Raw genomic sequence first — 23,597 nt, forward strand, 5'->3', positions numbered from 1 at the left:
ACGATCAGGCAATGGAACTTCGCGGTGATTTCGATCAGGCAGGACGGCCTCGTGATCCACATGACACGGCCCAATATTCCGAGATGTCGCGCGAGCTCCTGTTCCAGGGTAACAGCGTCGCTGTAGCCCAGGTGCTTGTCGGCCTTTTTCCATTGTTTCCGGCGCTGACGAAGTTCAGTCCTTGACCGAGACAGTTGGTCGGCATCCACCTGGGTCAGGCGATTGAGCTCGGCGAAAGAGTGCACCACCACCGGCTGGTCGCTTCCAACAATCTGCAGTTCGGCAACCGGAAAACCGCCGGCCTGCTCCAGCANCAGGCGATTGAGCTCGGCGAAAGAGTGCACCACCACCGGCTGGTCGCTTCCAACAATCTGCAGTTCGGCAACCGGAAAACCGCCGGCCTGCTCCAGCATTTCTGCTTCTAGCTTTTGTCTGAAGCGCGTCGCCTCCAACAGTTGCTTATGACGGGCATACCATCGTGGCCACATTTCGCGGACAGGCGTTGGGCCGCTCGCTCTTCGCGGGCCGTTCGGATCGGCAATACGGGCGCTCAGAAAGCGCGCCGCGACCGGCAGAAGGTTTCGGCGGTCGATCACGTACGGCAGCTTTTCGATCGCGCCGTTCTCAAAATTTTCTTCTCTACGGGTGATTGCAGGCAAAGTTCTGCTATTCTCAGAATCAGCCATGATCCGAGCTCTCAAAATTTTCTTCTCTACGGGTGATTGCAGGCAAAGTTCTGCTATTCTCAGAATCAGCCATGATCCGAGCTCCAGCTAGCTAGGTTGTGGTTAGGCTGGCCTCGGTGGTACGAACACCAAGGCCAGCCGATTACAGCTTATAAGGGTACAAGCGGTGACGAAAATGAGCAAGTTAAATCACAACCGTGTTGTGAAATGAACGCTATCCAGTGCAGGCTTGCCCGCGTTGCATTAGGCTGGGGAGTGCGGGAACTGGCTGTCGCGGCAAATGTTTCAACCCAGACAATTAGCCGTTTGGAGAGAGGTGACCAGCTGCGAAGCGGCACTGTTGACGGCATAAGACATGTGCTTGAAGATGCAGGCATCGAGTTCATCCCAGAAAATGGTGGTGGCGTCGGCGTTCGCTTTTCCAAACCAAGAGATTGAGCAAGCGGCATCCACGCAAGCGCCCTGCATCGTCTCAATGAGGATCCAACGGCCGCCAGAGACGGGTATGATCGATACGGAGGTTTCGGTGGTCAGGTCGGGCAAGTGAGGGCAGGGCGCTTTTCAATTGGAGCGGCTTGCCAGGTCTAGGCATACCGGATCCCGGCGTTGGCCGTCGCGATGCTGATCCTCCGAGACGAGGCTTTTTAACCGGTCAAACCGCGCGCGAACGGGCTCTGTCAGCTGCGCTGCCTGCGCCTGGTACGCTCATTCTTGCTGGTTGCTCGAAGCCGACTAGCTTTTTGGGCCAGATATGCGCGGGGAGCGCCACCACTCGAACCCAAAGTGCCGCTCTCGTGATTTAGCGCGGCGGATTGCTCCCATTGAGCAGCGTTGCCCGGATCATGTCAGCCTTCGAAAGTGGGATGGATCGGACAACTGCAGGTGCCGCTGCCTTTCGGGCTTCATCGGGTTTTCTCAGGCTTTCAATTTTTTGCTCGGCCGCCAGCCTGTCTGTGTGCGACATTGGGCTAATCACTGTGCCGTTTATATCGTGCGTGCGGAGCCTGGTTGCGCAATCGCCCCGGGCTTTCGTCACGAAGGAGTTTGGGCATTGACAAATTTGTAGACCTGTTCCCAATATGGGAATATATGTGCGGCATGCAAGTCATAGCGAAGTCCACGTTGAGAGCCTTCTGGGGAAGGCATCCCCAAGCGGAAGTACCCCTGAAGACCTGGTACGCAATGGTGAGCAGCGCGGCGTGGACGGAGCCGGCGGATGTGAAGACGATGTTCGGTGCCAACATCGACTTTGTCAGCGATAATCGCATCATATTCGACATTTCCGGCAACAAGTATCGCCTGATCGTCCACGTTGCCTATCCATATAAGCGGGTGCTGATCAAGTTTGTTGGCACCCACAAAGAGTACGATCAGATCAACCCGGAGACGGTGTAATGGACAACATTCGAGCCATCAGGAATGATGATGACCTTGCATGGGCTATTGCAGAGGTCTCGGCATATTTCGAGAACCAGCCGGAACTCGGGACTGAGGAGGCTGACCGCTTCGACGTTCTATCGGCCCTCATCGAGGCATATGAAGACGCGCACTACCCGATCGAGGCACCTGAACCCGTTGAGCTAATCAAGGCCCACATGGAAATGTTCGGCCGCACTCAGGCCGACCTTGCCGTGATTTTGGGTTCGCGCTCTCGAGCTTCTGAAGTTCTTAATAAAAGGCGCGCTCTGACCGTGGAGATGATCCACCGGCTGCATAAAGCGTGGAATATTCCCTCTGACCACCTTGTGGAACCGTATCATCTTGTTGGCCGCGAAAGAGAGGTAGCCTAGCATCATTTGGCTTACTATCGGGCCAGACGGATCGCACCCGGATTGTTAATGGTGTTGTTCGCGAGCGCCGCCTTGCAATCCAGCTTGAAGCTGCTGTTGCCGATCATCGTGATCTCCTGCGCGACGATGCGTACGCATTCGCCGCCGGTGGAGCCATTGCCGGCATACTGGATCTCACGTGACGCCGGCATATAGATGATGCCCGCAAGCGACGAGGCGCTGTTGCCGTTGATCACGGCCGTCGCCGTGTTGTTCCTGGCGGCAACGATCGAGAAACCTGCCCAGTCACCGGTCAGCGACGGCGTGATCTTGAAGGTCGAGCCGCCGTGAATGTCGAGTTGGGCACCGTTCATCAGGAAGAAGGTGACGCCATTACCCGTGAGCACCGACTGGCTGGCAAGTTTCAGAGTGCCGCCACCGATGATGTAGGAGCCCGGCCGCAGAAGAACCTCGCCCTTGATCTCCAAGCCGCCGTAGGTGCCGGGCTTCAGTTCGACAGTGTAGCCGGCGGGTGCGTTGTTCGGTGTCTTGCTCGTACCGTTACAGTCGCCATTGCCGCCACCGCCGGCCACAAAGTTCTGTCCGCATCCGGAGAGGTTCACCCAGCTCCCGGTCGTCGGCATTTTCTTGAACCGGAAGGGGTCCGGGATCGGTGGAACACCTTCCACCGCCTTGCCGCAGGCGAGCTCGAGATTGGCAAGCGTCGCCGAAACCTTGCCCGTTGCATAAAGACACTCTGCCTTGAGAGTGGCCGACCCACTGAGATAGATCGACTGTGCGTCGCTCGAATCCGACGTGATGGTACAGCCGGAGGTATCGACAGTGGCACTGCCGCTCACTTCGAACGCCCGGGATGCGGTCGGGTGGAGTGCCAGAATGCAGGCTTCCCGCCCCGGCATGCGCGCCGCGACGCTTTCACGATCGATCGTATAGGGTTGGAGTCCCCAGAAGAGCGGAGCGTATTTGAGCTCATAGGTCGTCGTCGCCGTGCTTTCGACGCCGAGGGTGCCAAAAGTAACCTTGATCGCCTGCGTTGCCACCGGCGTCGAACTGCCCAACCCGATCTCGTCGATAATCTCCGGTGTGCCGAAATTGGCGAAGAAGATGTTGTTCGCCAGGTCCTTCGCTTTGGCTTCATCCTCCCCTTCGCCATAGGACTTGACCGCGGAAAAGGCGGCCGCATCGAGCGCGTCCTGCATCTTGGCGGATTCGAGATTGATGCGGGCGAGATTGATGGCGATGGAAGCGCCCGTGAACAACGGGATTATTAAGAGAGCAGTCATGACGGCAAAGTTGCCGTTTTCGTCCTTAAGGATGCGGACGAGGTTGTTCTTCAGATCGCTTGGCATCTTGTTTGTTGCCCCCTCAACAGATCAGGACGACTTCGGAGCCAGGTGGCCCAAAAAGCAATAAAGGTAATCGATTCTAATGAGTTGGAGCTGGATACGGCGGCTGGCTGCGTCCCCTCCTTGTGCTCCAAAACAGGATTGCTAATTTAGCCATCAAGCGTAGAGAAATAGCTTCAGAAATTGTTAAACTTTGTGGCATCCGGCGCTGTGCGGGGGAATCCACAGCGGAAACGGGCGGGTGCCTGCCCGTGCTGCCGCTCTGGGTATCGTTGGGCCGCTCTGCGGCGGTGGTTGTTTCCGATTTGTGCGTCTGGGATCGCATAGTGTATCGCCGGGAACTGGCTATGAAGTCTACAGCGGGCGGCGGGACGCCACGCTAGCCTCGACGCCCTCTGATCCGTGCCCGGCAAGCTCAGCCTGCCGGTCGAGCGCGACCTGTTTTTTCACGCCTGATCGATTGTCCATGCACTCATCGCGCGCGCTTATTTCAGATTATCGACCAGTTTGCGAATGCGGCGTTCCCGAACTTCGGCGGTCTTGGCCTCGTGGATCGCGTTGACGTGCTTTTGCCGCAGCCCAAAAGGCAGGCGGTCAAAAGCCATTCGGGCTTGCGGAGAGTTATTGAGCGCCTCGGCGAGCTCTGCGGGTTCGGCGACCTCCCTGGGCGCCTCGTCGAGCTCGACTTCGATTTCGACTATATCGCCTTCGCTGATCCTGGCGGCGGCGCGATGGGCAGCGCTGATCCCTATCAGCCGCTGCCCCCGCATGGCCGCCACCCGCGTGCGCCAACTAAAGCCATTGATTGTCACAGTCACCGGTGGGCGACCTCCAGGACCCAGCTCTTTCATTACTGCATCGGGGACCTCGACACCTGTCGCATTGCCGGAAGGGACAACCTTCGCCTGGAACGTCCCTGCTCCCCTGCCTGCATTTTTGTTCTGATTGTCGCTAGATGACATCGTCCAAATCCAATGCTGCTGCGCGTACCTATTCGCCCTGTTGAATGCTCAGGGGATAGCGCTTGGGATGGTGCACCGAGGTTGATATGTTGATAGGTCGGTTTTCGGCGGAGAACGCGATCTGATCCAACGTCAGCACCGCGGTCTTTTGTTCCAGTTTGAGCAATGCAATCTCGTCTTCATCAGGATAGCGCGCACTGATTGTTGTCTGTCCACGCACGGGGCGCAGGCCGTAACGCTCGCGCAATTCAGCGTAGAGCGAACGGTTTCCAGTCGACCAGTCCAAATCCAGCAGGCCCGGGCATGCGACGGGCTGCAGCCAGTCATACTGTATGACCACCGGCACGTCGTCGAGCGTGCGAAGGCGTTTCAACAACACCACGTCGGCCGCTTCTGGCAGGTAGAGCGCGCGTGAAATCTCCGGCGGAGCGGCATAGATCTTGGCTTCCAGCAGGCGGCTGCCGGGAATCATGCCCTTGGCGATCGCGTTGGCAGTAAAGCTCGTCAGCAAGTGCAGTTCGAACGGTTCACTTCTTTCGGCGACGTAGAAGCCCTTGCCTGGCTGGCTTTGCAGATGGCCCTCCTGAACGAGTTCTACAAGCGCCTGTCTGATTGTAATGCGGCTGACATCATATGCCTGTACCAGCTCGCGCTCGGACGGAAGTTTGGAATGTGCGGGGATCGTGCCGTCACGCGTCAGATCCAGGATGTTCTGCTTGACCTGCCTGTAGAGAGGTTGCTGGTCATCGCGATCCAGCGGCTTCAGCCGGGCGCGTTCCGCCAACGGATTGCTTCGAATTGTCGGCTTTTTTGCGGGCATCTTTTCCGTACCGTTTGTGACGATTCCAGTGCTGCACGAAATCTGGTGGCAAGGCAACGGTATATCTTGACATGTCTGGATATGACCAGTTACGACTGCATTAATAGACAACTGAGGTATCCGATGAAGCTCACTCTGATTGGCGGCGGCGGCGTAAGAGCGCCCCTATTCGTGGCTTCGGCTCTTCGCAGGGCCGAACGCAGTGGGCTTGCCGAAATCTGCCTGCATGACGTCGATCAATCGAAACTCGAGATCTTCGGTGGGCTCGCCCGTGAGATTGCTCTCAGGATGCAGTCGCCCGTCCGCATTTCCGCCACCGTGACTGCCGAGAAAGCCCTTGAGGGCGCACGTTACGTGGTCACGACTGTTCGGCCTGGCGGCGAGGACGGACGCGTCAAGGACGAGCGGATTGCCTTGTCCCACGGCGTTCTCGGCCAGGAGACCACCGGACCCGGTGGTTTTGCCATGGCGTTGCGCAGCATTCCCGTCATCACGGAATATGCTACGCTGTTGAAAGAGGTCAGTCCGGATGCCTGGCTCTTCAACTTCACCAACCCCGCGGGCCTGGTGGCCCAGGCTTTGAGCGACGCAGGCTTCGATCGTGTCGTCGGCATCTGTGATGGTGCCAATGCGGCCCAGGAAGCGGTGGCGCAGAAGCTCGGTGTTGCCGTCAGGGACGTGCAGACCGAAGTCTTCGGTCTCAATCACCTGTCGTTTACGCGGTCGGCGGTCGTTGGAGGGCGCGAGGTTCTGCAAGAGCTGCTGGATGACGATGCGTTTCTTGCCGAAACGGCGCAGCGCATTTTTGATCCATCGATTATCCGGCGGCATCGCCTTTGGCTCAACGAATATCTCTACTACTTCTACTATGCCGAGAAGGCGCTTGGAGACATCCAGGCCGATGCGCGCACCCGTGGCGAGGAGGTCCGCGATCTCAATCGAACATTGATTGCTGAACTCTCCGCCATTGGCGTCGAGCGCGATGCGGATGCTGCCCTTTCGGCATACTTCGCCTATGAGCAGCGCCGCGAGGCGACTTACATGCACTACGCGCGGCCCGAAGCGCCGAGCATGGAAGATGCCGACAGGGCCATCCGCGCGGTCAGTGCGCATGCCGCGGACGGTGTCGGCGAGGGCTATGCCGGCGTTGCGCTCAATATCATTGATGCGATGGAATCGGGAGCCGAGTGCCATATCGGATTGAACGTGCGCAACGGGGACGCTATCGACGGCCTTCGTCCGGATGACGTCGTCGAAGTCAGTTGCGTCGTCGGTCGTGACGGGATCAAAACGAAGAAGATCGGAGCGATGCCGGAAGCTCAAGCGCAGCTCGTGCACAACATCAAGCGTTACGAGCGGCTCGCAGTCAGAGCAATTGCCGAGCGGCGGAAGGACTTGGCCGTGGAGGCCCTCGTGGCCCACCCGCTCGTGTTGTCCTATTCTCGCGCGGAGCCGTTGGTCGAGCAATACATCGCTGCACATCAACCCTTTGCCGGGGAATGGCGCTGATGCTCTCAAAGCAGTGCAGGGCCTCCCCTTACGACGTGGTGCTCGCCGGCGAGTATTACTACGACCTGATTTTTTCCGATCTTGGCGAGATACCAAAGCTCGGCGCTGACGTGTGGTCGAAGAACTTTGATGCCGTCCCAGGAGCCAGTTATACGACGGCGCGCGCGTTTTCCTTGCTCGGTGTGAAGGTCGGCTGGTGGTGCGAGACCGGGACTGATCTTTTCAGCCAGCTGATGATCGCAGCGGCGACGCGAGATGATATCGACGCTTCTCTGTTCCAGCAGCGCGCAGAGGCAAGAATACGCCTGAGCGCTGCATTCTCCATGGCACACGACCGCGGGTTCCTAAGTCACTTCCAAGGGGACGAGACGCTTCCGTCAAAGGCTGAGATCGAACGGCTCGGGCCGCGTGTTCTCATCGTGCAAGGGCTCACCTGCCGGAGCGACTTGGCAGATCTGTTCGCCTTTGCCCGCTCTATCGGCATCTTTTGCTGCCTGGATTGCCAGCATGTCGACGAAGATATAGCCGATGGCAATCTCGCTGAGATCCTGCTCCACACCGATTGCTTTATCTGCAATGAGACCGAAGCAAAGCGGCTGACAGGTAGTGAGAGCCATGATGGGGCGCTTCTCGCCCTTGCTCGATATTGCCCGACCGTCGTGATCAAGAGGGGAGCCGACGGAACGGCTGCACTCCACGCTGGTCAGGTCATCGAAATTGGCGCACCGCAAGTCCAGGTCGTCGACACGACGGGTGCCGGCGACAGTTTTAACGCCGGCTTCATCTACGGATTATTGCAGGGCTGGCAGATGGAGAAGGCGCTTCGAGCGGCGGTTGCCTGCGGCTCGGCCTCGGTGACGGCACATGGCGGCAAGGCACTGCCTCTAGAAAGTGAGCTTCTTCAAAGCATGGCAGAAGCTACCTGGTAGAGAACGACACATCAAACGCAACGTGGGAGCATGCATATGAAACGTCGGGAATTCCTTGCATCCGCAGCGGCAGCTGCAGCAATTGCCATCAGCCCCAGGCTGGCTTTCGGCGCCGACGGGGCGGTTGAAGTGATCGTGGGAAGCGATCAGAACGTGGCGGATTTCTGGTCCAATGTCGTTGTTCCGGCCCTGCAGCAAGAGCTCCCGGACCTCGTCGTGAACGTTACTGTGTCTGACGGAAACTCGGGGATGATGGCATTGGCCGACCGAGCTCTTGCGGCGCTGAAGACAAAGAGCGATCCGCAGGTCGATGTGATGGAGGCCTTCAATCCACGCAATACCGTCGGCGCGATCGATGCCGGTCTCTGGCTCGATTTTTCCAAGGCATCGATGAGCAACTATTCGAAGCTCAACAAGCTTGCGATCGATACGAATTTCGGCCTGCCATACCGTGGGTCACAGGTGGTTCTGGCCTATGACTCCACCAAGGTGCAGACGCCTCCAAAGACCTGGGAGGAACTGACGGCCTGGATCAAGGCAACGCCCGGCCAGTTCATCTACAATCGTCCGGACAAGGGCGGATCCGGCGGCAATTTCGTGCGGCGCGCGATCCACGAAGCCAACGGACGAGACCCGTCTGCATTCACGGCAGCCAATTTCAGCAAGGAAAAAGCCGACGCGATGCTGCCGCCGGCCTGGGAGATCCTGAGGGATCTCGCACCTTCGCTCTACCAGGGCGGATCCTACACGGCCGGCAACACGCCGTCGCTGCAATTGCTTGTATCGGGTGTCGTCTCGATGGTGCCAACCTGGTCGGATCAGGCCCTGTCCGGCGTGAAATCGGGTGAGCTACCGTCTCATATCAAGCTCGCGCAACTGCAGGATCTGGCATTCGTTGGCGGGTTTGCCTATTGCACCATTCCGACCAATGCCACGAATATCGAGGCGGCGACCAAACTCGCAAACGTGCTCATTTCGCCTGCCGTCCAGGAACAGATCGTCGATCAGATCGCCGGGTTCCCGTCGATCGAATGGTCCTATCTTTCGGACGAAATCCGCACCGCAAATGCCGACATCATCCCGAAGTCGATTCCTGCCTTCCCCGACGGCGAGTGGGAAGCCGCTGTCAATGACGGCTGGTATCGCAACGTCGCGCCCGCGATCGCGCGAAACTAACAGATCGGAGGCTGGTTTGGGAAGCGAAGGCAACTCTGCACGAAACCTGAAAGGGCTGCTGCTAATCGGTCCGCCGCTTGCAGTCATGGTCTGCCTGCTGCTTTATCCCGCTGGCGTTTCTGTCCTGCAAACACTCCAGGAGACCGCAGCCGACGGCTCCGTCTCCTGGAGCCTTGCCCGGTATCACCGGTTCTTCACGGATCCCTATAGTGTTGCCAACTATGTTCGCACCGTGTGGACGACGGTGGTGACGTTGGTTCTGTTGATCGCCATTTGTCTGCCGATCGCCATCTATCTGCATTTCACCCGCAGCCGCTTGGCCGCCGTCGTTCAAGCCCTGGCGCTTTTTCCGATGTTTGTGCCGGGTATCATCGTCGCCTATGCGCTCATTCGATACATCGGCCCGAACGGCTTGCTCCAGTCGCTGCTGGAGGTCGTCGGCTTCAGATCCTATAACTCGCCATATCTGACTCCGTGGGGGCCGGTCATCGGCTTGGTCTGGGACCATATGCCCTTGACCTTGCTTATCCTGACCGCGGGGATGGCCAAGGTGTCACAAGAGGCAATCGAGGCCGCCCGCGATGTCGGAGCCGGGTATGTCGTCATCTTCCATCGCATCATTCTGCCGCTCATGGTCGACTCGCTTCTGGTGGTGATGGCGTTGAACGTCATCAGCCTTTTCGGCTCGTTCGTTATCCCCTACATGCTGGGACCGGCGTCTCCGGAGATGATGGGCCCTTACATGCTGAGGACATTTTCGGAAGTCCGTCAGCCCGATTTTGCCGCAGCGCAGGCGGTGATCACTTTCCTGACCTGCTCCGTGTTTGGCATCCTCTATGTCGTCATGCTGACGAGAAAGCAGGACGTATGAAGATCCGCGCCAGTACGATCGTCGGCATTGTCATCATGCTTGTCCTCATTGCCTATGTGGTGATGCCCATCGCGACGGTCTTTCTCTGGGCTTTTGCCGAGAAATGGACCTACCCGGCGCTGCTTCCGACCGAATGGGGCTTGCGCTACTGGCATACGACCCTGGCGCGGGCCGACGTTCTGTCGGCCTTGCGCCTGTCACTTGCCCTTTCGGTCACTGTGACGCTTCTGTCGGCGGTGATCTGTCTGCCGGCGGCCTATGCCTTCGCACGAATGGAGTTCGTCGGGCGCCGGACCTTCATGATGTCGTTCCTCGCAATCAACGCCTTTCCCCGATTCGGGCTCATAGTGATGATCGCGACGCTGTTCCTGAGCCTGCGCCTTGTGGGCACGTTCTGGGGCATCGTCCTGGTGCAGTTGCTGAATACCATGCTGATCATGATCTGGCTCCCGTCGGCGGCATTCCGCGGCGTCGACCGTCGGTTAGAGGAAGCCGCGCGTGATGTGGGGGCCGGGCCCGTGCGGACATTCATACGCATCACTATTCCCCAAGCCGCCCCCGCTATCGGGGCAGCGATGCTGCTCACATTTGTTTCGACCTTTTACGAGACAGAAGGCGCATGGCTGGTCGGTGCTCCCAAGCTGCGCACGATGCCAATGGTGATGTTGCAGATGATTACCGGGCAGATCGTGGTGCAATATGGGGCCGTCCTCTCGGTTCTGCTTTGGGTGCCATCGTTCATCGCATTGTTGTTTGCTCGCCGTGTCTTGGCATCCAACCAGTTTGCAAAAGGATTTGGCGCATGACGCCGCACGCACGCGTGTTGTCGGAGTTCTGTTGAAATGGCGAAATTGGAACTGAAGGGAATCGAGAAGCGCTACGGCAACATGGCCGCAGTCCGCGACATCTCTCTCGAAATAGCATCGGGCGAACTGGTCTGCCTGCTCGGACCGTCGGGATCGGGCAAGTCGACGCTCCTGCGGATCATGGGAGGCTTCGAAAAGCCCACGGCAGGTAGCGTTCTCATCGATGGCATCGACGTGACAGCGCGCGCGCCGGAGAGCCGTCCGACGGCAATGGTTTTTCAAAGCCACGCGCTCTGGACGCATATGAACGTCTTTGAAAACATCGCGTTCGGGTTGAAGCTCAGAAAGATGAGCCGAACGGAAATTGCCCGCAAGGTCGATGCAGCGCTCGATCTGGTCGGTCTCAGCGGCTATGGCAAGCGCAGTCCGCTGCGTCTTTCGGGCGGTCAGCAGCAACGCGTTGCGATCGCGCGATGCATCGTTCTGGAGCCGAAAATCCTGCTGATGGACGAACCTTTCGCCAGCCTCGACCAACATCTCAGGGAGCGGCTGCGCGAGGAAGTACGTAACATCCAGCGCGAGCTTGGCATCACCACCGTCTTTGTAACCCACGGCCAGGACGAGGCGCTTGCGATAGCGGACCGGGTCGTCGTGATGTCGGTTGGAAAGATCAACCAAGTCGGTGGACCAGCCGATATCTATGCACAGCCGCAGGACAGGTTTGTCGCCGGCTTCATCGGCGCGATGAACCTGATCGACGGGCGTGTTTCGTCGGGGGTGATGGATGCTGCCGGTTTCAGAGTAAAAGTACCATTGCCGGATGGTGAGGCAACCCTTGCTGTTCGGCCGGAGAAGCTGGCGATCGCTGCCCAAGGTGGACACACTTCGGCATCGGCGAAGATTACCAGGGTCGTCCATTTCGGAGCTTACCGCACTGTCGAGGCGACAACAGACGGCGTCAACCGCGTGAAGATACATGCCGACACGGAGACGGTACTCGAACCGGGTCAGGAAATATTCGTGGATCCTGTGCATTTCTCCGTCTTCAAGGACGGGCACGACGTCTTTCGTTCGGCCTCAGTCTCCAGATGAGTTTGCGGCCCGCCCTCAAGTGGCATCGCTTGCGCCAGGTCCGATCCGACTGTGCGTTCGGTCTCACCAGCATGTTGCAGGGGTGGGCATGCGGCGCATCGATGGAAGTGGATCTGCGCGCCCTTGGCGATGGCGATTTCGTCTGTCTGCACGATGCGACAGTCGATCGGGAAACGAGTGCTGCTGGTCCGGTGCGGGATTTCACGTCGTCGGATGTCAGGTCAATGGTAATGCGCACCGATGAGGGTCATCTGACCGACCTGCAACCCATGCTGCTTGGCGATCTTGCCGCGGCGATGGACGGTGACGCGGTTCACCCGGACGCTTTGATGCAGCTGGATTTCAAGGACGACATCGGGGCGCTTTCTGCCGGCCATCGTCAGCATTTCCATGCATGTCTCGCATCCTGTGCAGATCGCTTTATCCTTTCTGGAGATGACCCGGCAGGACTGCTCAGCCTTGGCGCCGGCCTACCGGGGCTCAAGATCGGTTATGACCCTTGCCGCGACGACACACTGACTAGGCTCCGCCGAACCGGGGCTTTTGAGGCCTTCGCCGGCGATGCCGTCCATACAGTGCCGTTTGCGGCATATGTCTATCTCGAATACCCGATCATACTTGCCGGCCTCGATGCCGGCGTGAACGTCGTCTCGATTTTTCAATCGGCGGGCATGAAGGTCGACGCATATACACTCGATGCCGACCACCACGGGGTCGATGAGACATTGCGCCGGCTGGTACAAGCAGGCGTTGATCAAATCACGACGGACGAGCCGCTTGTTCTTGAAAAAATGCTAGACCGGCTCATTCCGCAAATAGGCTGAGCAGCCAGCGTTGAAGCGCCGGCACGCTGGCGAGAACTGCGCCATTGCCATTCTGCTCATTTCCCTGGAAGTCGGTGACGACGCCTCCGCACTCCCTGACCAGCAGTGCAGACGCGAGATAGTCGAGCGTGTCGAGCCCATCTTCGAAACAAGCATGGTGCCGCCCGGCTGCGACATAGGCAACGGAAAGCGCAGCGGAACCAAGCCGCCTGGTGACGGCCGCCCGGTCGATCACCGCGCGCAGGGCGGTGTGATAGCGCTCAACCGATATCCCCTGGACCTGTCCGGGGATGGGAAGTCCGACACCGACCACGGATCGCTCCGGCAACACATCGCCGCAAACGGGCAGCCGCTTGCCGTTCAGATATGCGCCTCTATCTGCCTCCGCGACAAACATTTCGTCACGGATTGGGTCGAAGACGACGCCAGCCGTTACTCGGCCGTCTTCCAGATGCGAAATGACCTGCGCAAAGAATGGAATATGGAACGCGAAGTTCGACGTCCCGTCGATCGGGTCAATGATGAATGTCCGCCGGCCGTCTCCAGCCCGGTCGCTTGTCTTTTCCTCGCCGACAATCCCCGCGTCCGGGCATTTCTCATTGAGCACAGCTGCAATCGCGCGTTCGGTCGCGATGTCGGCCGCCAGCTGATAGTCCCGGGGCGCTTTTTCAACCATGCCGATGGTCTCGTTCGCAGCGTAGTATTTTAGAGCGATGGCACCGCCAGCGCGCGCCGCATCTATCATCGCTGATGCTACGTCGCTCGGCTGAAATGACATGGATCGCCTTCCAAAGTGGGTTTACATCGGACTGGTCATAACAGGTCATTTCCAGATGAGCAAGTTATTGATCGGTGTGGCCGCCAGGTGGGCCTGCGCACAGCTTCGACTGGCTTGCTCGCCAGAAGCTGTAGCGGAGATGAGCATCATGGCTTTGCCTTGGGCAATTCCCGATGACGGCGCCAAACGCGGCTTCCGCTTTCCGGCATGGCAACTCGACCGGGATGGACGGCCCTATGCTGCGCTCCCGAAGTTACATGCGATTCTGGGCAGCGCCTGGGCGGTTTACCGTTTCCTAATTACGCCGCATGGCGCTCTGGATGAGCGGACGGGGCTCGATGTGCTGAAACGCGGCCATGACGACGACATCCTTGCAGCGGCCGAAAGCGTTGCCCGCGGTGATTTTCGCTAAATGGCTGCAATCAAGCCGCCGGCGGGTTGAGAATTTTCCGTGGGGGCAATCGAAGGTTTGAGGTATTCGAGTAGCAGTTTGGCCGGCAGCGGTAATTTATGATCGCGTCGATACATAAGACCAAACGGTACGACATGGCTTGTAACATCAGGCATGATACGCACCATCTCGTTGAGATCTTCCCATGTCTTTGCGTAATGGTCCGGAAGGTATCCGATATATTTCCCGCTCAGTATCAACATCGCTGCGGCCTCCATCGAGTGCACAATTGCTGCCGTTTCGAAATTGGGGATGAAGGCGGGCTGTAAGGATTCCCGGAGATAACCCCGCGAGACAAACCCGAACTTGTCGTCTTGATTGAATATCTTATCCTTCTGCGTTTTCTTGTCGGCGAGAGCATGCTGCGCGGAGCAGAACAAGGTCATCCTCTCGTGAAAGGCTTCCTTGATGACGACGGATTCCGAGGCGATGGAAGTGGGGCCGACGATGAAGTCCACATCCCCGTTGGCCAGACTGCTCTTCAGCTTGTCGGGCGAAAGAACGTCGATCCTTATAAGTATGTCGTCGTCGATTAATCCCAGTTTATGAATAGCGCGTTGCAGTTTGAATTGGTGCTCCGAGATTAGCCCGTCAACGATTCCAAGCGACAATTCGCGGCCGATCCGTTTCTTCGTCAGCCATGTTTTACTGCGGAACTCGTCTATCGACTCGAAAAGTTCGGTGATGGATGAATAAAGCTCCGTACCGCCCGGTGTCAGTCCGAACCCGGATCGCCCTCGGCGGCAAACCTTGAATCCAACCCTTTTCTCGAGGTTTGCAAGGTGCGTGCTGATGTTGGAAAGGCTCATATCGAGAATCGATTGGGATGCGGATAGTCCTCCGCAGTCGACCACCGTCCTGAAAACGGTAAAGAGGCGAAGGTCAAAATCTGAAACAGCTCGCACGCATACACCCCAGGCAGTGTTGTCGCAATCGGCAATGAATAGACAAGAATATCCCTAGTCGATGATCACTTCGGTTTGGTGAGAAGTCAACTTGTTCAACTAGCTATTCGTCTGCGCTACACGACGTGAGAGCAATCCAATGTCGAGAAATGGACGTTGGAGGAGTTGTCATGTCTGATCCAAGATTCACCCCCATAACAGGGACGGAGATGCCGCGATATGCCGGGGCGGCCACCTTGATGCGGTTGCCGCAAGTCCTCCCGGGTACTCCCGATTGGAACGACGTGCAGATCGGTCTGTTTGGTGTTCCCTGGGATGGAGGAACAACCAATCGCCCGGGCGCCAGGCAGGGACCACGGCAGGTACGTGATGCATCCACCATGGTTCGCAATGTGAACCGTGCGAACGGCATTAATCCATTTGCATTGTGTCGGTGCGCAGATCTCGGTGACACCCCAGTAAATCCGGCAGATCTGGCAGATTCGATGACCCGTATCGAGCGGTTTGCTGGCGAGGTTTGCGTCTCAGGCATTCTTCCGCTTTTTGTAGGCGGCGATCATTTGTCAACGCTGCCCGTCATGCGTGCGGTCAGCCGACGTTTCGGGCCGTTGGGCATGGTCCACATAGATGCGCATACGGATACATGGGATTCCTATTTCGGTGGTCAGAAGTACACCCACGGAACACCCTTCCGTCGAGCCATCGAGGAGGGAATTCTCGACCCAAAGCGCACGGTACAGATTGGAATACGAGGAGCGCTGTACGCCGATGGTGATGATGGGTGGGGGCGCGAGCAGGGTATCCGTGTCATCGACTTTGACGAATACAGGACGTTGGGCGTCGAACGGGTTCTGCGCGAGGCGCACGCCGTTGTTGGCTCTGCTCCGACGTACATCAGCTTCGATATCGATGCGCTTGATCCCGCCTACGCGCCAGGAACAGGAACCCCTGAAATTGGCGGTATGACCACGCACGAGGCCCAACTTCTCGTTCGAGGTCTTGATGGCATCAATTGCGTCGGTGCGGATGTCGTCGAGGTTTCCCCACCATTCGATCTGAGTGGCAACACGGCGCTCGCTGCGGCCACGCTGTTATTCGAGATCCTCTGCGTTGCGGCCAGCGGTATCGCGAGAGCCAGGGCATAATTTTCAAAAAGCAGAAGTTTAAGTAAACCATTGGAGGAACAGATGAAATTGAACAACGCCATAGCGATGGCCGGCGTGACGCTCTTGGTCTCGTTGTCATCGGTACATTCCGCACAAGCCGAGCAAAATGTAGTGAACATCGCCTACCAGCTCACGCCGAGCCCTTGGGTCGCTCGTGTTGCCGACAAGTCATTTGAGACGCAAACTGGCTACACGATCAATTGGCGCCAGTTCAACACCGGCGCGGAAATTATCAGTGCCATGGCGTCGGGGTCGATTGATATCAGCGTGCTGGGCTCAAGCCCGTTGGCGGTCGCAGCGACGGCCGGCCTGGACATCAAGCTGTTCTGGATACTGGAGGACATTGCTAGCGCCGAAGCACTCTATGTCCGCAATGACTCTGGCATCAACAAGCCTGCCGATCTCGCCGGCAAGAAGCTTGCGGTTCCCTTCGCCAGCACGAGCCACTACCAGTTGATGTATGCGCTGGAGCAATGGGGCATTGATGGCCAGACCACAGTGTTGAACCTCGACCCGAATAAAGCTGCTGCTGCTTGGGAGCGCAAGGATGTTGACGGTGCGTTCATCTGGGGGGCTGCAATGGCGCGCCTAAAGTTGGATGGCAAGTCTTTGGTCACCTCAGGCGAGATTTGCCAAATGGGGCGCTGCACGTTCGAAGGGTTGGTCGCGACCACCAGCTTCGCCGAAAAGAACAGCGATTTCATGCGCCAGTTTGTCGGCATCATCAATGCCGCCAATCAGGACTACAAGAGTAACAGGTCCGAATGGGGCGCTGAATCGGACAACGTAAAGCTGATCTCCAATCTTTTTGGTGCTGATGCCGAGACTGTTGCAGAGGATATTTCCAACTATAGATATCCATCGCTCAGCGAGCAAATTTCATGCTCCTGGTTAGGGTGTGCGGCAGAAGGCGGCGGAGCAAAAACACTGAAGCTGACGGCGGACTTTCTGAAATCGCAGGGAAAGATCGGGACGGTTCTCGATGATTATTCAGGGTTCGTTACGGATGACTATCTGGAACGCGCAGAGTAATCTTTTGGCTGCTGCACGAGCGCCCCGGGGACTTTTTATAGGCCCCCGAGCATTCCCTTCTTATGATGGTGTGGACGGGTTCACTTCATCGTCAATGCTGCCGGGATTATGCAGTAGGATCGGAGCCTTGTAACCGATCCCCGAGTGATGACGTCCCTCGTTGTAGTATCGCGTTAATCCGCAAGGGTCAGGAACCAATGAGCGTCAGGCATTCCGCACGGAGCTTGCTGTTGAACGCCTCGATGAAGCCATTGTCCGTCGGCTTGCCGGGCCGCGAGAAGTCCAGCATGACGTTGTTGACATGGGCCCAAAGGTCGAGATCTCGGGAGATCGATGTAATGGTGGATCTCGTTGTGACCCCACCTACGGTCACGAACGTCAATGACTTTCGCGCGATCCTGATCGTTTGAGCTCGATCGCAGGCGACGGAGAACTCTAACGGATGGTCGCGGGCCCGTTTCCCCACAAGAGCGTCAAGTTTTGAATTCGCTTGGCTTCAACTCATGCGTCCGCTGATCTTACTTCAGCCTTTCGATTTCTCCCGCGCTGATGCCTAAGCGGCCGCTCGTGTGGTGGAGCAAGGTAGATTTCCAACAAACGCAATCCGAGGATCAGTGCCGAATTGATGACCAAATATATGGCGGCTACCATGCAGAATACCTGGATGACGGCGAAGGTCTTGCTCATCAGATCCTTTGCTACACCGGTCAGTTCCATCACCGTGATGGTGCTGGCAAGCGACGTCGCCTTGAGTGACACGACGATCTCGTTGCTGTAGGCCGGCAAAGCGCGTCTCACAGCTATCGGAGCGGTGACGAGAAAAAAGACCTTGATCGACGACAGTCCCAGTGCGCGGGCTGCCTCGATCGCGCCTTTGGGCACGGCGGCCAGACCGCCGCGCATCACCTCGGCCGTATATGCGCCCGAGCAAAGGCTCATGGCGATCACAGCACAGGCGAAAGGCTCCCTCAACAGGATCCATGCTGGACTTTCGCGCAGCCATGCGAACTGGCTGAGGCCATAGTAAAGTACGAAGATCTGAACCAGCAGCGGCGTGGAGCGGAACGCTAGAACATAGGCTGATGCGATAGCCCGAAGAGACCCATGACGCGAAGCACGCGCCCAAGTGGCAATACCCGCCAGGACGAAACCAAGTGGGAGGGTTGCTGCCGCCAGTGCCAATGTGACCCAGATTGCGCCAGCCAGTTCGCTAGCAACGTGTAGTGTCGTTTCGAAATCCATGATCAGCCCCAGCGCATTCTGTTCTCGACGGCGACGAACACCCGCGAGGATACGGCGACAAGCACGAAATAGATGACAGCCGCGGCGCCGTAAAAGACGAAGGGTTGTCCGGTCGTGCGGCCGGCGAGGCCGACGACCCGCATAAGCTCGGCCACAGAGATCACGGAAAGCAGTGTCGTTTCCTTGATGGCCATGATCCAGACATTGCCCAGGCCCGGCAGGGCCTGCCGGAACATTTGCGGCATGATGACCAAATAGAGTCCCAGAAACGGACGAAGCCCGAGCGCGGCGAAAGCCTCGAACTGCCCGGCTGGAATTGTGCCGTGCGCGCCGCGGAACACTTCGGAGCTATAGGATGCCGAGACGAGGGTGACGGCCATCACGCCGACCGAAAACGCGTCTATCTCGATGTAGCCGGTGTAACCGAAACCGCGCGCGACCCACATCAGCGCCCCGTTGGTTCCGAAAAAGAGAAGGAAAATGACGAGCAAGGGCGGCACTCCTCGCATCACCGTCGTATAGAGATTGGCTGCGCCCGCGATCCAGCGATTGCTTCCGAGCTTCGCCAGTGCAATCGCAAACCCAAGGGCGACACCGAGAACGTAGCCGAGGCTCGCGCAGGTTACGGTGACGCCGAGTCCGAAAAGGAGCGGCCTGGACCAGCCCTGATCGCCCCAGGCCAGCATTTGAAGAATGGACGCGTCCGCAGCCATCAAAAATCATTCTCCGCAGATTTTCGGGTCGGCCTTGGTCGAGATATCGAAACCAAACCATTGCTGCGAAATCCGTGTGACTTCGCCGTCTTTCTTCAGTTGGCAAAGGGCCACGTCCCATGCTTTGCGAAGCTCCGCGGTATCCTTGCGCATCAGTCCGCCGACACCGACGCCGAGATAGTCGAACTGCTCGAAATCAAGATTGGGTGACAGGATCTCGATCGTTTCGCCTTGTGACGAACCCGTGAGAGCTATCCACGGGGAACGCCCCGCAAGTGCGGCGTCAATCCTTCCAGCCAATAGGTCGAGATTGAGGCTGTCCTGATTGTCGTAGAGGCGGACGTTAACTTCGCCCTTCAGTTCATTGTCCATGAACTTTTGACTTTGCGTGCCGGATTGGACGCCGACCGTCTTGCCTACCAGCGCATTCTTGAGCTCTGCCCAGGAGCTTTTCCCGTTCAGGCCGGAATTTTTGGCGGCCGCAAAATTGATCGGCAGGTTGCCGTAGCTCTGCGTGAAGGCAAGGCGTTTCTGCCGCTCTGGGGTGATCGATATCCCACCGACGAGGATGTCATATTTGCCCTGCTCAAGAGCGGGAATCTGTCCTTCCCAGGGTTGGGCGGTGAAGCGGCAGCTGCGCTGCATTCGCTGACACACGAGCCTTGCCAGTTCAATATCGAAACCGGTCAGTTCTCCCGCAGGCGTCATCGAGGTCCAGGGAAGATAGCCGCCATCCGTTCCGATGCGCACTTCAGGTAAGTCCTCAGCCAAGACCGGCGTCGCGCATAATGCTGCAAGCGTCAATGCTGCGACCAGTTCCGTCCATTTTGCTTTCATGATTGTCCCCCTCATTGTATTTGTGTTGGCAGGTTCAAAAGCGTTCGGGTCGGTCGTCCGTGCCGAGGTCCCAGAACAGGCCTGCCATGATTGCAAGACCCTCTGCGACAAGTGGCGTCAGCAGATGTTCGTCCGGCGCATGCTGACAGCATCCCGAATAGGAGTGCGGCACCCAGACTGTTGGAATTCCTAACAGATCTGCGAAGCAATCGTTCGGTAGAGAGCCTCCGGCATTCGGCAGAATTGTCGGTTCCACCGCCGTCGTCCTTCGAACGGACGCAGCCGCCCAGCGCATCAAGGGATGCTCGGGATCGAGGCGTGTGGCGCCCCATTCCAGTTCTGTTGCCTTTGGGACGACGGCGACATTGCCAAAGCCGTTTTCGTCGAGGTAGGCGCGAATTGTCTGCATGAAGCCCGCCGGATCGGTATCGACGGTGTAACGGATCTGCAGTCGTGCAGATGCGCGGGGCGGAATGGCATTGATCGGTAGAGCCGGCGTGCCTGCCGTCATCGCCAAGACTTCGAGCGCCGTCCAGCCGAAGACGCGTTGCGATGGCGTCAATCCCGGCTCGCCCCACCAGCCGTCAAGCTCCGGGCCGCCGCTCTCGGCTTGAAGCTCTATTCGACCGAGTGCGGCCATGACGCCTGGAGGAACTTCAGTCGGAAGAATTCCTCGAACATTGATTTGACCGGTCGCCGACACCAGGCTGGAGATGGCGTTGGCGAGGATCACGGCCGGGTTGGCAATCAGGCCGCCCCAATTGCCGGAATGATGTGCGCCAGCCCTGAGATCGCAGATCAGATCGAAATCAACGGTTCCACGGGTGCCACCATCAAGTGTCGCGCGGTCGCGGGCCAGGCGAGGTCCGTCCGATGAGATCAGCCAATCGGCCTTGAGCTTCGAACGATGTTCCGAACAAATCTGGTGAAGTCCGGCCGAACCGGTCTCCTCAGAGGTTTCGATAAGCACCACGACGTTAAAGCCGAGGGATCCGCGCGTCGCCAGAACCGCTTCCAGAGCCAGCATCACGATTGTGTGCTGGCCCTTGTTGTCGGCGGTACCGCGACCGTAGAGGCGGTCGCCCTCGACACTCACGCGCCAGGGATCACGGCCATTCGACCATGCGCCTTCCATGCCAGCCACCACGTCCGCATGTCCATAGACGAGCAGTGTCGGCAGATGTCCTGCTTCGTCGCGCCGCGCGATCAGCAGCGGGCCGCCCATGGGATCCGGGTTGTCCAGAATGTCGCCAGTAAAGCCGAGGCTTGTGAGATCCTGCCTGAACTCGTTTAAATAACGCACGCATTCCGGGCGCCGTGCGGGATTCTGGCTTTCGGTCGCGATTGCGACGCGGCGTGTCAGATCGGCCAGAAAGCGCCCGTTGGCCAGATAGGCGACGGCGGTGGCTATAGATTGATCCCTAGACATAATCCTGCTCATTCATTGCGTTGACAGCACGATGTCACGCGGACGAATATGCAAGCAAACCAAAACTTCTCTCGGTTACCCTTAGCTGGATTGAGTCTCGACATGGCCCGTCATTTACCACCGCTGCCCGCACTGCGCGCTTTCGAAGCTGCGGCGCGCCATCTGAGCTTCGCCAGGGCGGCTGGTGAGCTGAGCGTGACCCCGGGCGCAGTCAGTCATCACATGAAACAGCTCGAAGAGTGGGTCGGTGGACCGCTGTTTGAACGGCGCGCCAATGGTGTGGGATTGACGGAGGCCGGCCGGGTCTTTGCAACGCGCCTCGGTGCGATCTTCGATCAACTCACCGCCGTCGGCGCTGCGGCACGAGTGCCCGGCGGGCTCAGCACCGTCACCGTTCGTTGCCAGTTTTCACTCGCAACGAAGTGGCTTGCACCCCGCATTGGCAAGTTTCGCAAGGCCCATCCCGACATCTCCGTGGCTGTCATGGCTCTGCCGCACCGGTGGAGCGCTAGGGAACCGGATCCGGATCTTGCAATCTATCATGGCCGTGGAACGATTCCGGGCGTCCGACAGGATACGCTGATCAATGGCAGCCTGATTGTCGTCGGTTCGCCCGACTTGGCGGCCACCCTCCCGCCTGCGTCGACACCTGCTGACTTGCTGTCCCGGCCCCTGATCAAGGTGGATTATGCCGAACCGGGCTGGCACGATGAAGGGTGGGAAGCATGGTTTGCTGCAACTGGGTTTGGGCATCTCGAACTGCGGTCAACCTTGTCGTTCAATCTGGTGCACCTTGCGATCGGTGCCTGTCTGTCGGGCGCCGGCTTCGCTCTGGTTCCAGATTTCCTGGTCGAGACCGAACTATGCACCGGGCGGCTGGTCGATGCCTTCGGGATATCGCTGCCGATTAGGCAGCCCTATGTCATCATGACACCCGACGCTAATCTTGCGCGACCAGAGGTTGCGATCTTAAGAAGCTGGCTCTTGGATCAAGGTCTTGCGACGGCGAAACTGGGGTAACCAGTCCCGCATGTGCTTTCAGTCCGAGTACTGTTCTCGCCGGCCTCGTTCGAGCAAGAGACGCATCGTGTGCAGGTTGGTTAGTTTCACGTTGGTCCGACGTCCCTGTGAGGATCCAGTCCTTATGAATGCGGCGCGTGGGATCGGTGCAGAAATACAGGACCAAGGGTGGCCACACAGTGCTCTTCTAGTCGAAAGCTATGTTGCGACGATCTTCGCACAGTTGCTCCGTCGGCAGAGGTATATTCCTTCCGTTCGCAAAGGCGGATTGACGCCGGCAAGCCTGAACAGGGTCATCGAGAAAATCGACGAGAACCTCGATGTCGGTCTATCCCTCTCTCATTTGGCCGAGGTGGTGAATCTTAGTATTCCCCACTTTTGCAGGGCATTTAAGCAGTCGCTTGGTTGTCCGCCATATGCCTCGCCGAGAGGTCGGCATGACACCCGTAGCTTATCGTGGGGCCTGGCCGAGAACGCGATAGGTGCCTTCGATGACCTTGTGTTGGACGTCACCGGAATGGCGAACCTTGTTGGCATCGATGGTGCCGGTCTGCGTCACCAAGGAATTGAGGCAACGGACACGGAAAAGCCCGGCCATCAGCTCGTAGGCGCTGGTTCCGTCATTGGCGTTTTTCAGGAGAATTTCGCAAACCGTATCCCCGACATTGTAAATCTTGCCGTCATCGATGCGGCGTAGCCGGATGAGGTGCTTGGTAAAATCGGCCTTGCCTTCGATGCGGCTGCGCGACTGCTTGGCGCCGACCGGCATGAAGCCTTCGTTCATAAGGCCGCGCAATACCTCGATGGTCGGGATGGGTTCGAAACGTTCGGACCGGCTCTCATGGGCGGTCACGGCAAAGATTGACGGTGCGATGTGGCGCATTTCAGTTTCGGTCAGGGCGCGGCCGGTGTCGAAGCGGGCGGTTCGGGCGTAGATGCCTCCTTCGCGGTCGATCTATAGAGAGCGAGGAGTTCGCCAAGCAGCGTTTCCATTTCTGCGATCGCCTTCGGATCCGACCTCGCCGTGGTCTGCAGCGTTCCGGCCGCGCCAATCGATTGATAGGAGGCGCGCCGCGCTATTGGCTGGGATGCGAGGGCGACCCCACTTTCCCGCAGGATTTCGCGTAGCGGTTCGTGTGCCTTTGCCCGGCCGGTGACGAGATCGTGCTGGTTGATGACGATCATCGCCGCGAGCTTGCGCTTCTGATCCTCC

At 58.2% G+C, this 23,597-nt stretch carries 25 protein-coding genes and 2 pseudogenes; 15 read left to right on the forward strand and 12 right to left on the reverse strand.

Features of this window, described 5'->3' with window-relative positions; genetic code table 11:
* The 4 genes from ASD52_RS39600 to ASD52_RS24295 form a co-directional block, all read left to right on the forward strand.
* A partial coding sequence (locus tag ASD52_RS39600) for a hypothetical protein (RefSeq protein WP_210179275.1) occupies positions 1–185 on the forward strand: 185 nt, incomplete at its 5' end.
* Between the two features lie 708 nt (positions 186–893).
* Positions 894–1,124 carry a helix-turn-helix transcriptional regulator gene (locus tag ASD52_RS37740; RefSeq protein WP_082523522.1) on the forward strand — a complete coding sequence of 77 codons (231 nt, stop codon included), beginning with the start codon at positions 894–896 and terminating at the stop codon, positions 1,122–1,124.
* Between the two features lie 660 nt (positions 1,125–1,784).
* A complete protein-coding gene (locus ASD52_RS24290; RefSeq protein WP_057217600.1) occupies positions 1,785–2,081 on the forward strand; it encodes a type II toxin-antitoxin system HigB family toxin in 297 nt (98 codons plus the stop codon).
* Positions 2,081–2,476, forward strand: a complete 396-nt coding sequence (locus ASD52_RS24295; protein ID WP_057210918.1) for a type II toxin-antitoxin system HigA family antitoxin — start codon at positions 2,081–2,083, stop codon at positions 2,474–2,476. Before ASD52_RS24290 ends, ASD52_RS24295 begins: the two co-directional genes overlap by 1 nt.
* A gap of 14 nt (positions 2,477–2,490) precedes the next feature.
* Here ASD52_RS24295 and ASD52_RS24300 read toward each other — a convergent pair whose 3' ends face one another.
* The 3 genes from ASD52_RS24300 to ASD52_RS24310 form a co-directional block, all read right to left on the reverse strand.
* The gene (locus ASD52_RS24300; protein WP_057225666.1) at positions 2,491–3,825 is read right to left on the reverse strand and encodes a TadE/TadG family type IV pilus assembly protein; all 1,335 of its coding nucleotides are present in this window, start codon (positions 3,823–3,825) and stop codon (positions 2,491–2,493) included.
* 482 nt (positions 3,826–4,307) lie between these two features.
* Complete coding sequence (locus ASD52_RS24305; RefSeq protein ID WP_057225668.1) at positions 4,308–4,784, reverse strand: YdeI/OmpD-associated family protein; 477 nt, start codon at positions 4,782–4,784, stop codon at positions 4,308–4,310.
* A gap of 28 nt (positions 4,785–4,812) precedes the next feature.
* Positions 4,813–5,715 carry a GntR family transcriptional regulator gene (locus tag ASD52_RS24310; RefSeq protein WP_244494311.1) on the reverse strand — a complete coding sequence of 301 codons (903 nt, stop codon included), beginning with the start codon at positions 5,713–5,715 and terminating at the stop codon, positions 4,813–4,815.
* A 12-nt stretch (positions 5,716–5,727) separates the two neighbouring features.
* Between ASD52_RS24310 and ASD52_RS24315 the strand changes: the two genes are divergently transcribed.
* The 7 genes from ASD52_RS24315 (at position 5,728) to ASD52_RS24345 (ending at position 12,811) form a co-directional block, all read left to right on the forward strand.
* On the forward strand, positions 5,728–7,113 hold the full coding sequence (locus ASD52_RS24315; RefSeq protein WP_057221454.1) for a 6-phospho-beta-glucosidase: 1,386 nt from the start codon (positions 5,728–5,730) through the stop codon (positions 7,111–7,113).
* Entirely contained in the window at positions 7,113–8,042 is a 930-nt protein-coding gene (locus ASD52_RS24320; RefSeq protein ID WP_057247490.1) for a carbohydrate kinase family protein, read from the forward strand. Before ASD52_RS24315 ends, ASD52_RS24320 begins: the two co-directional genes overlap by 1 nt.
* A gap of 36 nt (positions 8,043–8,078) precedes the next feature.
* Positions 8,079–9,218: an extracellular solute-binding protein gene (locus ASD52_RS24325; protein ID WP_057221456.1), complete on the forward strand. Its 1,140-nt coding sequence runs from the start codon at positions 8,079–8,081 to the stop codon at positions 9,216–9,218.
* Positions 9,219–9,234: 16 nt separating this feature from the next.
* The gene (locus ASD52_RS24330) at positions 9,235–10,089 is read left to right on the forward strand and encodes an ABC transporter permease subunit (protein ID WP_244494312.1); all 855 of its coding nucleotides are present in this window, start codon (positions 9,235–9,237) and stop codon (positions 10,087–10,089) included.
* Positions 10,086–10,895 (forward strand): ABC transporter permease subunit, encoded by an 810-nt coding sequence (locus tag ASD52_RS24335; protein ID WP_025430883.1) that lies wholly within the window; start codon positions 10,086–10,088, stop codon positions 10,893–10,895. Before ASD52_RS24330 ends, ASD52_RS24335 begins: the two co-directional genes overlap by 4 nt.
* A 36-nt stretch (positions 10,896–10,931) precedes the next feature.
* The gene (locus tag ASD52_RS24340) at positions 10,932–11,987 is read left to right on the forward strand and encodes an ABC transporter ATP-binding protein (protein ID WP_057221458.1); all 1,056 of its coding nucleotides are present in this window, start codon (positions 10,932–10,934) and stop codon (positions 11,985–11,987) included.
* 101 nt (positions 11,988–12,088) lie between these two features.
* Positions 12,089–12,811: a glycerophosphodiester phosphodiesterase family protein gene (locus tag ASD52_RS24345; RefSeq protein ID WP_057221459.1), complete on the forward strand. Its 723-nt coding sequence runs from the start codon at positions 12,089–12,091 to the stop codon at positions 12,809–12,811.
* Here the strand turns inward: ASD52_RS24345 and ASD52_RS24350 are convergent.
* A complete protein-coding gene (locus tag ASD52_RS24350) occupies positions 12,792–13,589 on the reverse strand; it encodes an inositol monophosphatase family protein (protein ID WP_057221460.1) in 798 nt (265 codons plus the stop codon). The genes ASD52_RS24345 and ASD52_RS24350 overlap by 20 nt on opposite strands.
* 175 nt (positions 13,590–13,764) lie before the next feature.
* On the opposite strand from ASD52_RS24350, the pseudogene ASD52_RS24355 reads away from it, so the two are divergent.
* Positions 13,765–14,001: pseudogene (locus ASD52_RS24355) on the forward strand (XRE family transcriptional regulator); the annotation flags it as partial.
* Here ASD52_RS24355 and ASD52_RS24360 read toward each other — a convergent pair.
* Positions 13,998–14,945 carry a LysR family transcriptional regulator gene (locus ASD52_RS24360; protein WP_082571871.1) on the reverse strand — a complete coding sequence of 316 codons (948 nt, stop codon included), beginning with the start codon at positions 14,943–14,945 and terminating at the stop codon, positions 13,998–14,000. The pseudogene ASD52_RS24355 and the gene ASD52_RS24360 overlap by 4 nt on opposite strands.
* A gap of 170 nt (positions 14,946–15,115) precedes the next feature.
* Between ASD52_RS24360 and speB the strand changes: the two genes are divergently transcribed.
* On the forward strand, positions 15,116–16,090 hold the full coding sequence (speB, locus tag ASD52_RS24365; RefSeq protein ID WP_057221462.1) for an agmatinase: 975 nt from the start codon (positions 15,116–15,118) through the stop codon (positions 16,088–16,090).
* 42 nt (positions 16,091–16,132) lie between these two features.
* Positions 16,133–17,143 carry a taurine ABC transporter substrate-binding protein gene (gene tauA / locus ASD52_RS24370; RefSeq protein WP_057225672.1) on the forward strand — a complete coding sequence of 337 codons (1,011 nt, stop codon included), beginning with the start codon at positions 16,133–16,135 and terminating at the stop codon, positions 17,141–17,143.
* Between the two features lie 60 nt (positions 17,144–17,203).
* On the opposite strand, the pseudogene ASD52_RS39605 reads toward tauA, so the two are convergent.
* The 5 genes and pseudogenes from ASD52_RS39605 to ASD52_RS24395 form a co-directional block, all read right to left on the reverse strand.
* Positions 17,204–17,474, reverse strand: a pseudogene (locus ASD52_RS39605) (integrase core domain-containing protein); the annotation flags it as partial.
* Positions 17,475–17,644: 170 nt separating this feature from the next.
* On the reverse strand, positions 17,645–18,385 hold the full coding sequence (locus tag ASD52_RS24380) for an ABC transporter permease subunit (protein WP_057221464.1): 741 nt from the start codon (positions 18,383–18,385) through the stop codon (positions 17,645–17,647).
* A 2-nt stretch (positions 18,386–18,387) separates the two neighbouring features.
* Positions 18,388–19,098: an ABC transporter permease subunit gene (locus tag ASD52_RS24385; RefSeq protein WP_063963368.1), complete on the reverse strand. Its 711-nt coding sequence runs from the start codon at positions 19,096–19,098 to the stop codon at positions 18,388–18,390.
* A 6-nt stretch (positions 19,099–19,104) separates the two neighbouring features.
* On the reverse strand, positions 19,105–19,902 hold the full coding sequence (locus ASD52_RS24390; RefSeq protein WP_158268948.1) for a transporter substrate-binding domain-containing protein: 798 nt from the start codon (positions 19,900–19,902) through the stop codon (positions 19,105–19,107).
* Positions 19,903–19,969: 67 nt separating this feature from the next.
* Positions 19,970–21,364, reverse strand: coding sequence for a M20 family metallopeptidase (locus ASD52_RS24395; protein ID WP_057210949.1), 1,395 nt, complete (start codon positions 21,362–21,364; stop codon positions 19,970–19,972).
* Positions 21,365–21,412: 48 nt separating this feature from the next.
* On the opposite strand from ASD52_RS24395, the gene ASD52_RS24400 reads away from it, so the two are divergent.
* Positions 21,413–22,384: a LysR substrate-binding domain-containing protein gene (locus tag ASD52_RS24400; RefSeq protein ID WP_082523786.1), complete on the forward strand. Its 972-nt coding sequence runs from the start codon at positions 21,413–21,415 to the stop codon at positions 22,382–22,384.
* A gap of 451 nt (positions 22,385–22,835) precedes the next feature.
* Here the strand turns inward: ASD52_RS24400 and ASD52_RS24405 are convergent, their stop codons facing one another.
* Together ASD52_RS24405 and ASD52_RS24410 are read right to left on the reverse strand one after the other, a co-directional pair.
* A complete protein-coding gene (locus ASD52_RS24405) occupies positions 22,836–23,267 on the reverse strand; it encodes a DUF932 domain-containing protein (protein WP_244494314.1) in 432 nt (143 codons plus the stop codon).
* Between the two features lie 11 nt (positions 23,268–23,278).
* Positions 23,279–23,597: hypothetical protein (locus ASD52_RS24410; protein ID WP_162254180.1), on the reverse strand; the 319-nt coding region annotated here is incomplete at its 5' end.

It is taken from the genome of Ensifer sp. Root142, assembly GCF_001426785.1.
In the GTDB taxonomy this organism is placed as follows: Bacteria; Pseudomonadota; Alphaproteobacteria; order Rhizobiales; family Rhizobiaceae; genus Ensifer; species Ensifer canadensis.

Excerpts from the sequence above, each read along its gene's own strand:
- ASD52_RS37740 (WP_082523522.1), top strand. The coding sequence starts at position 894 with ATGAACGCTATCCAGTGCAGGCTTGCCCGCGTTGCATTAGGCTGGGGA.
- ASD52_RS24290 (WP_057217600.1), top strand. The coding sequence starts at position 1,785 with ATGCAAGTCATAGCGAAGTCCACGTTGAGAGCCTTCTGGGGAAGGCAT.
- ASD52_RS24295 (WP_057210918.1), top strand. The coding sequence starts at position 2,081 with ATGGACAACATTCGAGCCATCAGGAATGATGATGACCTTGCATGGGCT.
- ASD52_RS24300 (WP_057225666.1), bottom strand. The coding sequence starts at position 3,825 with ATGCCAAGCGATCTGAAGAACAACCTCGTCCGCATCCTTAAGGACGAA.
- ASD52_RS24305 (WP_057225668.1), bottom strand. The coding sequence starts at position 4,784 with ATGTCATCTAGCGACAATCAGAACAAAAATGCAGGCAGGGGAGCAGGG.
- ASD52_RS24315 (WP_057221454.1), top strand. The coding sequence starts at position 5,728 with ATGAAGCTCACTCTGATTGGCGGCGGCGGCGTAAGAGCGCCCCTATTC.
- ASD52_RS24320 (WP_057247490.1), top strand. The coding sequence starts at position 7,113 with ATGCTCTCAAAGCAGTGCAGGGCCTCCCCTTACGACGTGGTGCTCGCC.
- ASD52_RS24325 (WP_057221456.1), top strand. The coding sequence starts at position 8,079 with ATGAAACGTCGGGAATTCCTTGCATCCGCAGCGGCAGCTGCAGCAATT.
- ASD52_RS24335 (WP_025430883.1), top strand. The coding sequence starts at position 10,086 with ATGAAGATCCGCGCCAGTACGATCGTCGGCATTGTCATCATGCTTGTC.
- ASD52_RS24340 (WP_057221458.1), top strand. The coding sequence starts at position 10,932 with ATGGCGAAATTGGAACTGAAGGGAATCGAGAAGCGCTACGGCAACATG.
- ASD52_RS24345 (WP_057221459.1), top strand. The coding sequence starts at position 12,089 with ATGGAAGTGGATCTGCGCGCCCTTGGCGATGGCGATTTCGTCTGTCTG.
- ASD52_RS24350 (WP_057221460.1), bottom strand. The coding sequence starts at position 13,589 with ATGTCATTTCAGCCGAGCGACGTAGCATCAGCGATGATAGATGCGGCG.
- speB (WP_057221462.1), top strand. The coding sequence starts at position 15,116 with ATGTCTGATCCAAGATTCACCCCCATAACAGGGACGGAGATGCCGCGA.
- tauA (WP_057225672.1), top strand. The coding sequence starts at position 16,133 with ATGAAATTGAACAACGCCATAGCGATGGCCGGCGTGACGCTCTTGGTC.
- ASD52_RS24380 (WP_057221464.1), bottom strand. The coding sequence starts at position 18,385 with ATGGATTTCGAAACGACACTACACGTTGCTAGCGAACTGGCTGGCGCA.
- ASD52_RS24385 (WP_063963368.1), bottom strand. The coding sequence starts at position 19,098 with ATGGCTGCGGACGCGTCCATTCTTCAAATGCTGGCCTGGGGCGATCAG.
- ASD52_RS24395 (WP_057210949.1), bottom strand. The coding sequence starts at position 21,364 with ATGTCTAGGGATCAATCTATAGCCACCGCCGTCGCCTATCTGGCCAAC.
- ASD52_RS24400 (WP_082523786.1), top strand. The coding sequence starts at position 21,413 with ATGCAAGCAAACCAAAACTTCTCTCGGTTACCCTTAGCTGGATTGAGT.
- ASD52_RS24405 (WP_244494314.1), bottom strand. The coding sequence starts at position 23,267 with ATGCGCCACATCGCACCGTCAATCTTTGCCGTGACCGCCCATGAGAGC.